This window comes from Caulobacter sp. 10L414 (assembly GCF_056395525.1).
The window spans coordinates 52,194-65,357 of record NZ_JBFTJR010000004.1 but is presented as its reverse complement, the minus strand read 5'-3'; the positions used below and the strand labels follow the sequence as shown (position 1 = coordinate 65,357).

At 68.7% G+C, this 13,164-nt stretch carries 8 protein-coding genes and 1 pseudogene; 2 read left to right on the top strand and 7 right to left on the bottom strand.

Annotated elements, in window-relative coordinates; all coding sequences use genetic code 11:
* Nucleotides 1-160: 160 nt before the first annotated feature.
* The 5 genes and pseudogenes from AC1DCG_RS02425 to AC1DCG_RS02405 all read right to left on the bottom strand — a co-directional run bounded on the left by AC1DCG_RS02425 (nucleotide 161) and on the right by AC1DCG_RS02405 (nucleotide 5,383).
* Nucleotides 161-1,525, bottom strand: a complete 1,365-nt coding sequence (locus tag AC1DCG_RS02425; protein ID WP_477029563.1) for an aspartate aminotransferase family protein — start codon at nucleotides 1,523-1,525, stop codon at nucleotides 161-163.
* 25 nt (nucleotides 1,526-1,550) lie between these two features.
* Nucleotides 1,551-1,677 (bottom strand): annotated as a pseudogene (locus tag AC1DCG_RS02420) (hypothetical protein); the annotation flags it as partial.
* Nucleotides 1,678-1,706: 29 nt separating this feature from the next.
* The gene (locus AC1DCG_RS02415; RefSeq protein WP_477029562.1) at nucleotides 1,707-3,152 is read right to left on the bottom strand and encodes an NAD-dependent succinate-semialdehyde dehydrogenase; all 1,446 of its coding nucleotides are present in this window, start codon (nucleotides 3,150-3,152) and stop codon (nucleotides 1,707-1,709) included.
* A 6-nt stretch (nucleotides 3,153-3,158) separates the two neighbouring features.
* Nucleotides 3,159-4,661 (bottom strand): aldehyde dehydrogenase, encoded by a 1,503-nt coding sequence (locus tag AC1DCG_RS02410; protein WP_477029561.1) that lies wholly within the window; start codon nucleotides 4,659-4,661, stop codon nucleotides 3,159-3,161.
* Nucleotides 4,658-5,383, bottom strand: a complete 726-nt coding sequence (locus AC1DCG_RS02405) for a GntR family transcriptional regulator (RefSeq protein WP_477029560.1) — start codon at nucleotides 5,381-5,383, stop codon at nucleotides 4,658-4,660. The genes AC1DCG_RS02410 and AC1DCG_RS02405 overlap by 4 nt, the downstream gene beginning before the upstream one ends.
* A 203-nt stretch (nucleotides 5,384-5,586) precedes the next feature.
* On the opposite strand from AC1DCG_RS02405, the gene aptA reads away from it, so the two are divergent.
* The gene (gene aptA / locus AC1DCG_RS02400) at nucleotides 5,587-6,906 is read left to right on the top strand and encodes an omega-aminotransferase AptA (protein ID WP_477029559.1); all 1,320 of its coding nucleotides are present in this window, start codon (nucleotides 5,587-5,589) and stop codon (nucleotides 6,904-6,906) included.
* Between the two features lie 138 nt (nucleotides 6,907-7,044).
* Here the strand turns inward: aptA and AC1DCG_RS02395 are convergent, their stop codons facing one another.
* Nucleotides 7,045-8,148: a methyl-accepting chemotaxis protein gene (locus tag AC1DCG_RS02395; protein ID WP_477029558.1), complete on the bottom strand. Its 1,104-nt coding sequence runs from the start codon at nucleotides 8,146-8,148 to the stop codon at nucleotides 7,045-7,047.
* A gap of 317 nt (nucleotides 8,149-8,465) precedes the next feature.
* On the opposite strand from AC1DCG_RS02395, the gene AC1DCG_RS02390 reads away from it, so the two are divergent.
* Nucleotides 8,466-9,830, top strand: coding sequence for a pectate lyase family protein (locus AC1DCG_RS02390; RefSeq protein ID WP_477029557.1), 1,365 nt, complete (start codon nucleotides 8,466-8,468; stop codon nucleotides 9,828-9,830).
* Nucleotides 9,831-9,932: 102 nt separating this feature from the next.
* Here AC1DCG_RS02390 and AC1DCG_RS02385 read toward each other — a convergent pair whose 3' ends face one another.
* Entirely contained in the window at nucleotides 9,933-12,872 is a 2,940-nt protein-coding gene (locus AC1DCG_RS02385) for a TonB-dependent receptor domain-containing protein (protein ID WP_477029556.1), read from the bottom strand.
* Nucleotides 12,873-13,164: the final 292 nt, after the last annotated feature.

The following is a 13,164-nucleotide window of genomic DNA, read 5'->3' as shown; positions in this document are numbered from 1 at the left end:
CCGCCAGAAACCACCTCTCCCAGAGGGAGAGGGAGGGGCCCATGCGCAGCATGGGAGGGTGAGGGGCTCAGGCGGCGAGGGTTTACCCCCTCACCCTCCCACCGCTTCGCGGCGGGCCCCTCCCTCTCCCCTTGGGAGAGGTGGTTGAAAATCGGCCCCATCAGTTCACCTCCCCGACGGCCGCGGCGAAGGCGTCCACCGCCGCGACCAGCCGATCCAGCGCCGCGTCCTCGGTGACGGGCGAGACCAGCATCATGTTGTGGAAGGGCGCGATCAGCGCCCCCCGGTTGATCAGCCACAGATGCAGCGCTTCCACCGCATCAAGGTCCAGAACTTTCCGCATCGCCCCCGCGTCGCGCGGCGGCGGATCGGCGAAAACCAGCTCCACCCGCGCCCCGACATGCACCACCGACCAGGGCAGGCCGCGCGCGACGATCACGCCGTTCAGCCCGGCCGCCAGGCGCTGTGCGCCGGCCAGCATCCTGCCGTAGGCCGCGTCGGTCATGACCTCCGACAGCATGGCCCGCATGGCCGCCATGGCCAGCGCATTGCCCGACAGCGTCGTGCCGATCCCCGACTGGCCCGGACCGATCCGCGCCTGCGCCCCGTCCATCCGCGCCGACAGTTCCGACGTCACGCCCCAGACGGCCGCCGGCACGCCGCCGGCCACGGCCTTGCCCAGGACGAAGACGTCGGGCTCCAGCCCGTGGGCGCGGGTGTAGCCGCCGGGGCCGGTCGAAATCGTATGGGTCTCGTCGATGATCAGCAGGACGCCGGCCTCGCGCGTCAGCCGGCGCAGGGCGTCGTGGAAGCCGGGGTCGGGCAGGATCATCCCGCAGTTGGTCATCACCGGCTCGGCCAGCACGGCGGCGACGTCGCCAGGGGCCAGGGCCGCTTCCAGGGCGACGAGATCGTTGAACGGCACGACGCGGGTGGTGGCCGTCAGGTCCTGGACCTGCCCCAGCAGGCCGGGCTTCATCGCGGGCGCGCCGTCCTTCAGCACGACGAAGGCGTCCTCGACCATGCCGTGGTAGCAGCCGTCGAACACCAGCACGACCGGCCGCCGCGTCACCGCCCGCGCCCAGCGGATGGCCGCGCGGTTGGCGTCGCTGGCCGTGGTCGCCGCCTGCCACAGCGGCAGGCCGAACCGCTCGGCCAAGAGCTTGCCGACGATCACCGCCGAGGCGGTGGGCAGCATGAACCCGGCGCCGCGCCTGGCCTGGTCGGCCACGGCCGCCGCCACGGAAGGCTCGCCGTGGCCGAACATCGACGGCGTGTCGCCCAGACAGAAGTCGTCATAGAGCTTGCCGTCGACGTCGGTGACCTGCGCGCCCACGCCCTGGGCGGCGAAGATGGGGCTGGGGCAGGCCCAGTCGCCCATCCAGTGCATCGGAACCCCGCCCCGCCACACGGCCGAGGCCGCCTTGGCCATGGCCACGCTGCGCGGATGCTCGGCCAGGAACCGCGCGCGCTCGGCGGCGATCAGGTCGGTCAGGGTCGAGGGGTGGGCGAGTTCGGCGATCATGCCACCCCCTCCCCCATATCGTCCGTCATTCCCGCCCTTGTGGCGGGAAACCCTGGTTCAGCTCGCAGGTGAAGCGCCTTGGCGGGCCGGCCCGCCACACCCCTGCCCTTGCGGCGGATAGAGGGGTTCCCGCCACAAGGGCGGGAATGACGGGAGGAAAGGGAATTGGCGAAAACGTGGCTCATGCCACCCCGCCAAAGCACAGGTACTTGGTCTCGAAATACTCATCGAGCCCCTCGGAGCTGCCCTCGCGGCCCAGACCCGACTCCTTGACCCCGCCGAACGGCGCCACCTCGGTCGAGATCAGGCCTTCGTTGATGCCGACCATGCCAGCCTCGATGGCCTCGGCCACGCGCCAGCAGCGGCCGACGTGGCGGCTGTAGAAATAGGCCGCCAGGCCGAACGGCGTGGCGTTGGCCAGGCTGATCGCCTCGTCCTCGGTGTGGAACTTCACGATCGGCGCGACAGGACCGAAGATCTCCTCGTTGAACAGCCGCATGTCCGGCGTCGCGCCGGTCAGCACCGTGGGCTGGTAGAACAGGCCGCCCATCTCGTGGCGCTCGCCGCCGACCTCGACCCGGGCGCCGGCCGCGACGGCCTCCTGCACCAGGTTCTCGACCTTGATGATGGCCTTCTCGTTGATCAGCGGACCGATCACGACGCCCTCGCCCGTCCCCGGCCCCACCTTCATCGCAGCCACCTTCTCGGCCAATCGCTTGGCGAAGGCGTCGTGGATTCCGGCCTGCACGATCAGGCGGTTGGCGCAGACGCAGGTCTGGCCGGTGTTGCGGTACTTGCTGGCGATGGCCCCGTCGACGGCGGCCTCCAGATCGGCGTCGTCGAAGACGATGAAGGGCGCGTTGCCGCCCAGCTCCAGGGACAGCTTCTTCATCGTGCCGGCGCACTGGCCGTAGAGGATCTTGCCCACCGGGGTCGAGCCGGTGAACGACAGTTTGCGCACCCGGCCGTCCTCGCACAGCGCCTTGCCGATGGCGCTGGAGTCCGTGCCGGTGACGATGTTGAGAACGCCGGCCGGCACGCCCGCCTCCACCGCCAGCCGGGCGATGGCCAGGGCGCACAGCGGCGTCTCGGCCGCCGGCTTGACCACCACGGTGCAGCCGGCCGCCAGGGCCGGCCCGACCTTGCGGGTGATCATGGCGATCGGGAAGTTCCACGGCGCGATGGCCGCGCACACCCCGATCGGCTGCTTGATCGAGGCCAGGCGCTTCTTGGGATCGGGCGTCGGGATGGTGTGACCGTAGCCGCGCTTGGCCTCCTCGGCGAACCAGTCGATGAAGCTGGCGCCATAGGCCACCTCGCCCTTCGACTCCGCCAGGGGCTTGCCCTGCTCGGCCGTCATCAGCCGGGCCAGGTCGTCGGCGTGGGCGAGCATCAGGTCGCTCCACTTGCGCAGGATCGCGCCCCGCTCCTTGGCCGTCCTGGCCGCCCAGCCCGGAAACGCCCGGTGCGCCGCCTCGATGGCGATCCGCGTCTCGGCCGCGCCCAGGTCGGCGACCTCGGCGATCGTCTCGCCGTCGGCCGGATTGGTGACGGCGAAGGTCGCCTCGCCCTCGATCCACAGGCCATCGATCAGGGCGGCTGTTTCGACAAGGTTCAGGGCGGTCATGGGAAGCTACCTCAGCGTTACAGACACCGACTTCAGGTCGGCGTACTTGTGCAACGCATGAAGGCTGCGGTCACGGCCGAAGCCCGACTGTTTGAAGCCCCCGAACGGCATGGTGATGTCGCAGGCGTCCCAGCCGTTGACCCAGACCAGCCCGGCCTTGAGCTTTCGCGCGCCCTTCAGGCCGCGATTGATGTCGCTGGTCCACAGGCCCGCGGCCAGGCCGTAGACCGTGTCGTTGGCCAGGGCGAAGGCTTCCTCCTCGCCCGTAAAGCTCATGACGCCCAGCACCGGCCCGAACACCTCTTCCTGGGCCAGCCGGTGCGAGGGCCGCACGCCGTCGAAGATCGTCGGCTCCACATAGAAGCCGCCGGTCTCGATGCGCACCTGCGACCCACCCAGCAGGGGCGCGCCGCCTTCCTCGCGGGCCTTGTCGATATAGGAGAGCGCGGTTTTCATCTGCCGCTCGCTGACCATGGCCCCAAAGCCGGTCTGCGGATCCAGCGGGTCGCCGACCTGGATGGTCTTGGCTACCGCGACCACCTTCTCCAGGAACTCGTCCTTGACCTGGGCCTCGACCAGCAGGCGCGAGGCGGCCGTGCAGACCTCGCCCTGGTTATAGAACACGCCCCAGGCGGCGGCCTGCGCGGCCGCATCAAGATCCGGGCAATCGGCGAAGACGATCTGGGGCGACTTGCCGCCCAGCTCCAGCGACACGCGCTTGAGATTGCTCTGGGCCGCATACTCCATCAGCCGACGGCCGGTGGGGCCAGAGCCGGTGAAGGCGATCATGTCGACGTCCATCGACCGCGCCAGGGCCTGGCCGGCGATCGCTCCGAACCCGGGCACGACGTTGAGCACCCCTGCCGGCAGCCCGGCCTCGAGGGCCAGTTCGCCCAGCTTCAGCGCCGTCAGCGGCGATTGCTCGGCKGGCTTGAGGACCACGGAGTTGCCCATGGCCAGAGCCGGCGCGACCTTCCACATCGCCATGTGCAGCGGGAAGTTCCACGGCACGATGGCCCCGATCACGCCCAGCGGCTCGTGGGTGGCGAAGGAGAGGCGATCGGCCGGCGAAGCCCCGACCTCGCCATAGACCTTGTCCAGCGCCTCGGCGTACCAGCGGGTGGTGTTGATCGCGAGAGGGATGTCGACGGCCCGGGCGTCGCGGATCGGCTTGCCGACGTCCAGGCTCTCCAGCAGGGCCAGATCCTCGGCGTCGCGCTCCATCAGCTCGGCCAGCCGGAACAGCAGCTTCTTCTTCTGGCGCGGATGCAGGTCGCGCCAGCGGCCGTCCTCGAAGGCGGCCCGGGCGGCGGCCACCGCGCGCTCGACGTCGGCGACGTCGCAGGCGGCCACCTGGTTCAGCACCGCTCCGTCGCGGGGGCCGACATTGTCGAAGGTTCCGCCGGAGACCGCGCCGACCAGCGCGCCGTCGATCACCGCCCGGCCGGGAAGGACCAGTCGGCTCAGCTGTTCGGAGATGGCTGCGGGAACGCTCACGTCCGGCCTCATGAAACTGTGATCACAGTTTGCCCCGTCGGGGCGGCTGTCAAGCCGGCGCCGGCCTCGACCGCCGCGCGCATCTTGTCCATGCCTTCGGACAGGTCAGCGGCGATGGCGCGGCGGGCGCCCTCGGCGTCGCGGGCTTTCAGGGCGTCCATCGCCTCGGCGTGACGATCGGCCGGCAGGCTGCCGGTGCCGACCCGGCCGAACACCACCCGCATGAACGGTCCGATCTGCAGCCACAGCCCGCCGGCCATGGCCAGCAGCACCTCGGCCCCGGCCCGCTCGTAGATGGCGAAGTGGAAGGCGTGGTTGGCGACCATGTAGCGGTCGACGTCGCCCACGCGCAGAGCCTCCTCCAGGTCCTGGTCGATGGCTTTCAGCTTGCGCACCAGGGCTTCGTCGGCTTTCGGCGCGGCACGGGCGGCCAGCTCCGGCTCGATCCACTGGCGCGCCAGTTCCAGCTGTTCCAGCCGCTCGGCGCTCAGCGACGGCACGCTGAGGCGCTTGTTGGCGGGGTTGATGGCGAGGGCCCGCTCGGCGACGAGGCGGCGCACGGCGTCGCGCACCGGCATCGGACTGACCCCCAGTTCGGCCGCCAGGCTGCGCAAGGACACGCCCACGCCCGGGGCGATCTTGCCGGTGATCAGGGCCTGGCGAATGGCGTCGTAGACCTGGTCGTGCACCGCCGTGGAATCGGCCAGGGGACGGCGCGCGCGAACTTCCTTCACCTATCCCCCTCCTTTCCGATCATCCCCGCGAAGGCGGGGATCCAAGCCGACGCTCGATCCATGCGCGGCGCCATCCAGGTCCTGCACCCAAGGCCGCTTGGGTCCCCGCCTTCGCGGGGATCGAACGGTTTAGGGTTGCGCGACCACGCGAAATTGCGATCACAATGCACGAACCATCGCGCAACGCCAGACCCGAGCCCGCCATGCCCGACTTCGGCGCCAACGACCTCGACGCCTACTGGATGCCGTTCACGCCCAACCGGCGGTTCAAGGCCAATCCGCGCCTGCTGGCCGGCGCCAAGGGCATGCACTACGCCACGCCCGACGGTCGCCAGATCCTCGACGCCACCTCGGGTCTGTGGTGCGTCAACGCCGGCCACGGCCGCGAGCAGATCACGCAGGCCATCCGCAAGCAGGCCGGCGAGATGGACTATGCGCCGAGCTTCAACCTCGGCCACCCGCTGGCCTTCGCCTTCGCCTCGCGCCTGGCCCAGGTGACGCCCAAAGGGCTGGACCGGATCTTCTTCACCAACTCGGGCTCGGAGTCGGTCGACACCGCACTGAAGATCGCGCTGGCCTATCACCGCGCCCGCGGCAAGGGGACCAAGACCCGGCTGATCGGCCGCGAGCGCGCCTATCACGGCGTCGGCTTCGGCGGCATCTCGGTGGGCGGCATCCCCAAGAACCGGATGTACTTCGGCAGCTTGCTCACCGGCGTCGACCACCTGCCCCACACCCACGGGATCCCCGAGAACGTCTTCGCCCAGGGCCTGCCCAAGCACGGCGCGCATCTGGCCGACGATCTGGAGCGCATCATCGCCCTACACGACGCCTCCAACATCGCCGCCGTCATCGTCGAGCCGGTCTCGGGCTCCACCGGCGTGCTGGTGCCGCCCGAGGGCTATCTGCAGAAGCTGCGGGCGATCTGCGACCGGCACGACATCCTGCTGATCTTCGACGAGGTGATCACCGGTTTCGGCCGCGTCGGCGCGCCCTTCGCCGCCGACCGTTTCGGCGTCACGCCCGACCTTCTGTGCATGGCCAAGGGCCTGACCAACGCCGCCGTCCCGGCCGGGGCCGTCGCCGCCAGCACCGCCATCTATGACGCCATGCTCGACGGCGCCGATGCGCCTATCGAGCTCTTCCACGGCTATACCTATTCGGGCCATCCGCTGGCCTGCGCGGCGGGGCTGGCGACGCTGGAGATCTATCAGGGCGAGGGCCTGTTCGACCGGGCGCTGGCGATCGAGCCCTACTGGCGCGCGGCCATCCATTCCCTGCGCGACGCTCGCCACGTGATCGACATCCGCGACTTCGGCCTGATCGCCGGCATCGAGCTTTCACCCCGCCCCGGCGCCCCGACGGCGCGGGCCATGGAGGCCTTCGAGGCCGCCTTCGACCAGGGCCTCCTGATCCGCGTCACCGGCGACATCATCGCCCTGTCGCCGCCGCTGATCGTCGAGGAAGTCCAGATCGATCAGGTCGTGGAGACGATCAGGAAGGTGCTGGCGGCGGTGGAGTAGATCCTCCCCCTGAAGGGGGAGGTGGCCCTAAGGGCCGGAGGGGGAAGTGTCCTGTGAGATCAGTTCACCAGCAAAGCCAGCAATCCCTTCCCCCTCAGTCGCTCCGCGACAGCTCCCCCTTCAGGGGGAGCATCCTGGCTAGGCCTTCAGCCGCAGCACGTTGTCGACCTTGCGCTCGGCCACCGGCAGCGGCGTGTCCACCGCCTGGCGCTGCACCAGGCAGCCGTACCAGCCCAGGCCCTTGTAGGTCTCGTAGCCCGGGGTCAGGGCGTAGCCGATGGTGCGGTCGCCCTGGGCGTAGCTGCCCATCGTGCCGTGCGAGGTGTCGAGCTTGAAGCTGTCGGTCAGCACGCCCTGCCCGTCCGACGCCGCCAGGATCCGGTGGTTCTGGTCCAGCAGCAGCACGCGCGAACGGGCCTTCTCCTCGTCGGTCATACGCACGCCGTCGACGATGGCCTGGGCCTGCGGGCGCCAGTCGAAATGCACGCCCAGCACGCCGATGACCTTGCCCCGGGCCTGGCCGCCCTCGCGGATCGCCGTGGCGTAGGTGGCGACCGGCGCCTCGTCCAGCAGCCGCTGGCGGGCGATATCGGCGACGGCGAAATCGTCGCCGCTCTTGGTGCGCAGCGCTTCCTGGAACCAACTGGCGTTGGCCACCGACGCGCCCTGCACGCCGCGATACCGGTCGGGCCGGCCGCTGGCGATCACCCGGCCGGCCGCGTCGCAGATCCACAGGTCCAGATAGACGGTATAGGCGTCGAGAATGACCTTCAGGCGCTGGCTGGCGTAGTCCGCCGCCTCGCGCGAGGGCGCCATGGCGCAGTCCACAACAGCGCTGTCGGTGGCCCACCAGCGCACGTCGCAGGTGCGCTCATAGAGGTTGCGGTCGATGATCTCGATGGCGTTCAAAGCCAGGTCGGCCAGGCGCTGGCCGCGCAGGTGCGACAGGATCGCCCCGCCGATCGCCGTCAGCTCGTCGAGGTCGGCGCGCACCTGGCTCTCCAGGGCTCCGGCCACCTCGTCGATCTGGGTCGAGATCTTCTTGAACTCCTCGGCCACGATGGCGAAGCCCTTGCCGGCCTCGCCCGCGCGGGCGGCGACGATCAGGGCGTTGATCGCCAGCATCTTGGCGGCGCGGTTGACGGTCGAGATCTCGCCGATCTTCTGCCCGGCCACCACGCTCAGGCGTTCGGACAGGTCAAGGATGCGCTCCGGGCGGAGACTGGCTTCTTCGGCGGACATGGCGTGCTTCCCCCCCGGGACGCGAATCGACGGCAATCCGGTAAGGTTGACACCAGCGTCAGGTTCGACCGCCCATTTTCGGAAGAAAACTTCGCCTGGCGAGCCCAGGCCGCAATGCGCCTGCCAGGTTCGCCCGGATTTCGAGCACGAATTGATCAGGCAAGCGGCAATCCCCTGCTGACTATAGGGTTACCGTCACGCGCCGTCGCTCGATCGCCCCAAATGACACCGGTGGACATTTTCAGATCTCCCGGGCAGGGTCGAACCATCCGGACGATGCGCGACCGACGCTCGCCGGCCTCGGGGAGAACAGCATCATGATCCGTCGCCCTTCGCGCCGCCTGCTCGCCGGCGTCGCCGCCCTCGCCCTCCTGGGCCTCGCCGGCCAGGCCGCCGCCCAGACCCTGGCCTTTCCCGGCGCCGAGGGCGCGGGCCGGTTCTCGCAGGGCGGCCGCGGCGGGGCGGTGATCAAGGTGACCAACCTGAACGACGCCGGTCCCGGTTCGCTGCGCGCCGCCGTCGAGGCCAAGGGCCCTCGCACCGTCGTCTTCGAGGTCGCCGGCACGATCCAGCTGAAGTCGGACCTGAAGATCAGCCAGCCGCGCATCACCATCGCCGGCCAGACCGCGCCCGGCGGCGGGATCACCCTGCGCGACCACACCCTGGTCGTCTCGGCCGACGACGTGGTCATCCGCTTCATCCGCTCGCGCCTGGGCGACGAGAGCAAGACCGAGAGCGACGCGATCTGGATCAACAACGGCCGGCGGATCATCCTCGACCACGTCTCGGCCAGTTGGTCGGTGGACGAGACCCTGTCGGCCTCGGCCCGCTATGGCGAGGAGGGCCAGGGCTTCTTCGACCTGACCGTCCAGTGGTCGATCATCGCCGAGTCCATGGCCCGGTCGCTGCACGCCAAGGGCGACCACGGCTACGGCAGCCTGATCCGCGGCGGCAAGGGCTCGAGGATCAGCTTCCATCACAACCTGTGGGCCAACCACATGGCCCGCATGCCGCGCCCCGGCAACTACGACGGCCCCGACAAGGACCCGGTCGGGGCCCTGTTCGATTTCCGCTCCAACGTCTTCTACAACTGGGGCAAGGGCTATGCCGGCTACGACGCCGACAAGGCGGCGGTCGTCGCCTACAACTTCGTCGACAACGCCTACATCATGGGTCCGCAGAGCACCAAGGCGGTGGCCTTCCAGGAGAGCAACGGCCTGGCCCGGGCCTACTTCGCCGGCAACAGCATGCTCACCAACATTCCCGCCGATCCCTGGAGCCTGGTGACCTTCACCATCCCAGAGCCCGCCGGCTATCGCCTGCCCGCGCCGGTCGAGGTCGGCCCGGTCAGGCCCGAGCCCGCGCCGCTGGCCTATGAGCGGGTGCTGGCCGACGCCGGCGCCTCAGTGTTCCGCGACAGCGTCGACGCCCGCGTCGTCGCCGGCGTGCGCGACCGCACCGGCAAGGTCATCAACAGCCAGAACGAGGTCGGCGGCTGGCCCGCCCTCCCCGCCGGCAAGCCGGCCAGGGACAGCGACGGCGACGGGATCCCCGACGCCTGGGAGAAGGCCCACCGCCTCGACCCCAAGACCGCCGCCGACGGCGCGGCGCCGGCCAAGGACGGCTCGGGCTACACCAATCTCGAGCTCTATCTCGCCGCGGCGGCGGCCCAGCGCGGCTAAACCCCGGGAAACACCCAGAACGCAGAAAGCCGGCGACCGCGAGGCCGCCGGCTTTCAAAACGCCAGGTCCGGCGCGCCCCTCGCGGAGCGCGCCGTCCAGGATCAGTAGCGCAGGCGCGCGTTCAGGAAGAACACGCGGCCGAGCACGTCGTAGACGGCCGGGTAGCCGCTGTTCGACGGCGAGGCGTTGCCGCCCAGGATCGGGTAGGCTTCCTGGGTCAGGTTCTTGACGCCGCCGGTGAAGGCCAGGTTGTCGTTGACGTCCCAGTCGGCCGACAGGTCGAAGTAGTTCTTCGGGCCGATTTCCTCGACCGTGTAACGGGTCGCCGGAGCGTCGTCGATCACGTCGTCCAGGTAGTTCCAGACCAGGTTCACGCCGAACTGCTTGAAGCGCCAGTTGGCCGAGGTGCTCAGCTTGTGACGCGGCAGCGGGTTGACGCCGGCGCCCGAGCAACGCGTGCCGAACTTGTCGGCGCACTTGATCGGCTGCGAGATCTCGTCCGGGATGATCGTGTACTCCCAGGTGTTGGTGTACAGCGAGCGGACCGCGAGCGAGCCCCAGTTGGGCAGGCCGATGTCTTCCAGTTGCGTGCGGTAGGTAACGCCCAGGTCGAAGCCTTCGAGGTTACGCGCAGCGACGTTCTGGTTGATCGACGAGACGTAGTCGATCGAGCCGTTGCCGAGGCGGTTGATGGCCTGGCAGTAGGGCGAGTTCGGGTTGCCGTTGACGATCGGGCCGTAGCAGACCGCCATCAGGTTGGCCGTGCCGCCGCCGAAGGTGTCGATGGCGTCCTTCAGCTCGATCTTGAAGTAGTCGAGGGTGAACGACAGGCCCGAGACGAACGACGGGGTGTAGACGACGCCGACCGTGGTCGTTTCGCCCTTTTCCGGCTTCAGGTTCGGGTTGCCGCCCGACAGGGTCTGGGTCTGCTGGTTGGCGTTCAGCACGCCGACCTGCGAGGCCGCGACGCCCGAGTTGATACAGGCCTGACGGACCTGGGCGTTCGGGTTGGCGCGAGCCGAGCACGGGTCGGTCGAGGTCGGGAAGCCGTTGCTCTGCGGAGCGTACAGTTCGCCGATCGACGGAGCGCGGATGGCGCTGTTGTACGACACGCGCAGCATCAGGTCGTCGAAGGGCTTCCAGGTGCCGGCGACCTTGTAGGTCTTCACCGGATCCGGCTGGGTCGTGTAGTCCGAGATACGACCGGCCAGTTCCAGGTCCAGCGACTTGACGAACGGCAGGTCCTTCAGGATCGGCACGGCCAGTTCGGCGTAGGCTTCGTAGACGTCGAAGCGACCCGAGACGGGCGGGCTGGCGTTGAAGCCGGTCAGGTTGCCGGTCGCCAGATCCTGGCTGGGGTTGAAGGCGAATTCTTCGGCGCGGTATTCGCCGCCGACGGCGAAGCCGACCGGACCAGCGGGCAGCGAGAAGAAGTTGCTGGTGTCGCCGTAGAAGTTCAGGCCCGCGTAGAGCTGCTCGTAGTCTTGCGACGAGTTGATGCGGGTCTTGATGAAGTTCGCCGCGGCGGCCGAGATGTTGCCTTGGCCGAACAGGTTGATCGGCACGCAGCCGCCCGACGGATCAAGACAGCCGGTGCCCGAGGCGTTCAGCAGCAGGGCCTGCTGGATGCGGGCCAGGCTGGTGTCGCCCAGCAGCGAGTTGCTGCCGTGGGTGTTGCCGTACTGGAAGTAGCTGTCGAAGCCGCCGTTGATGCCTTCGATCTCGCCCTTCAGGCCCAGTTGGACCTGGAAGCCGCTGAAGTCGAAGCGCGAGATACGCGGGCCGACTTCCGACAGGCGGCGGTTGAACACGCCGGTGACGGTGTCGTAGAGGCCGTCGCCGTCGCTGTCGACGTCGGTGAAGGTGCCGGCGGTCCACGAGGCGCTCGACGGGATCGTGTAGGCGGTGCTCGAACCCAGGCTGTTCAGCGCGGTCTTGGCCGCGGCCGTCAGGAACGGGTTGTTGTCCAGCGTGAAGCGGAACGTGCGGTTGCCGATCGGCGTCGGAGCCAGCTGGGTGATGACCTTGCTGCTGACGAAGTTGCCCTTGGCGTAGGCGGTCAGGCCCGGCTTGATCTCATAGCTGGCCAGCGAGGTGACCGAGTAGCGCTCTTGCGGGGTCTGGACGTAGTTGACCGGCGCGAAGTTGTAGGTGTCGGTGGCGGCGTTGTAGAGGCGCACGTTGCCGTCCGTCAGGAACAGCGCGGTGTTGGCCGAGTTGTTGGCCACGCCCGGCAGGGTCACGAAGCGACCCGAAACGAACGAGCCGACCTGGCCCGGTTCGTTCGAACCCGAACCGCTGGGGACCAGGCCCGTGCGGGTGGCGTTGTCGCCCCAGGCGGTGCTGAGCATGCCGCCGCGCTCGCCCTGGGTCAGGGCTTCACGCTTGTTGTAGCCGAGGCTGAGGACGACGTTGCCCTTCTTGTCGCCGCCGAAGTTGGCGCCGAAGGTCATCGAGCCCGAGTAGATCGGGGCTTCGCCCTTGTCGGTGGCCTGGTAGCCGGCCGACACTTCCATGCCTTCGAAGTCGTCCTTCAGGATGAAGTTGACGACGCCGGCGATGGCGTCCGAGCCGTAAACGGCCGAACCGCCGCCCGACAGCACTTCGATGCGCTTGATCAGGGCCGGCGGGATCAGGTTGATGTCGACGCTGCCGGCTTGGGTGGTCGGCGTCTGGCGCTTGCCGTCCACGAGCACCAGGGTGCGGTTGGAGCCGAGGCCGCGCAGGCTGACGGTGGCCGTGCCGTTGCTGCCGTTGTTGACCGTCGAGGTGATGCCCGGGACGGCTTGCGGCAGGGTGTTGATCAGGTTTTCGGTGTTCACCACGCCCGACTGCTGCAGTTCCTTTTCGCCGACGGCGGCGACGGGGCTGCTGGAGGTCAGGTCAGGACGCGCGATGCGCGAACCGGTGACGACGATTTCCTCGACCGCGGCAGGTTCTTCCTGCGCGAAAGCCGGCGAGGCCACCACGACCGGCGCGATCACGCCGCAGAGCAGGGTGGACGCAAGCAAACGCTTACGCATGGACAAGGCGTGCAACATCAAACCTCCAAAACATATCGCAGCGCCGCTCGCGTTCCCCCGTGCGGCGCATTTTTGCCCCCCCGCGTCGGGCTCGAAGCGGGTCTGCGCCATGAACGTCGTTTGCCGAACCGGGGTCAATCTTGCCCTGACGGATCGGATTACATTTGGTTCACACTGTAACAAAAGGGACGCACTCCGCCCCAAACGCGCCACACATTGCTGCGTTTTCGCCCATTATGGTCGAACAAGTCCTGGAAATGTTTCTAGAACAGAAACAATTCATATCGATAATCGACCAATGCCCACGGCC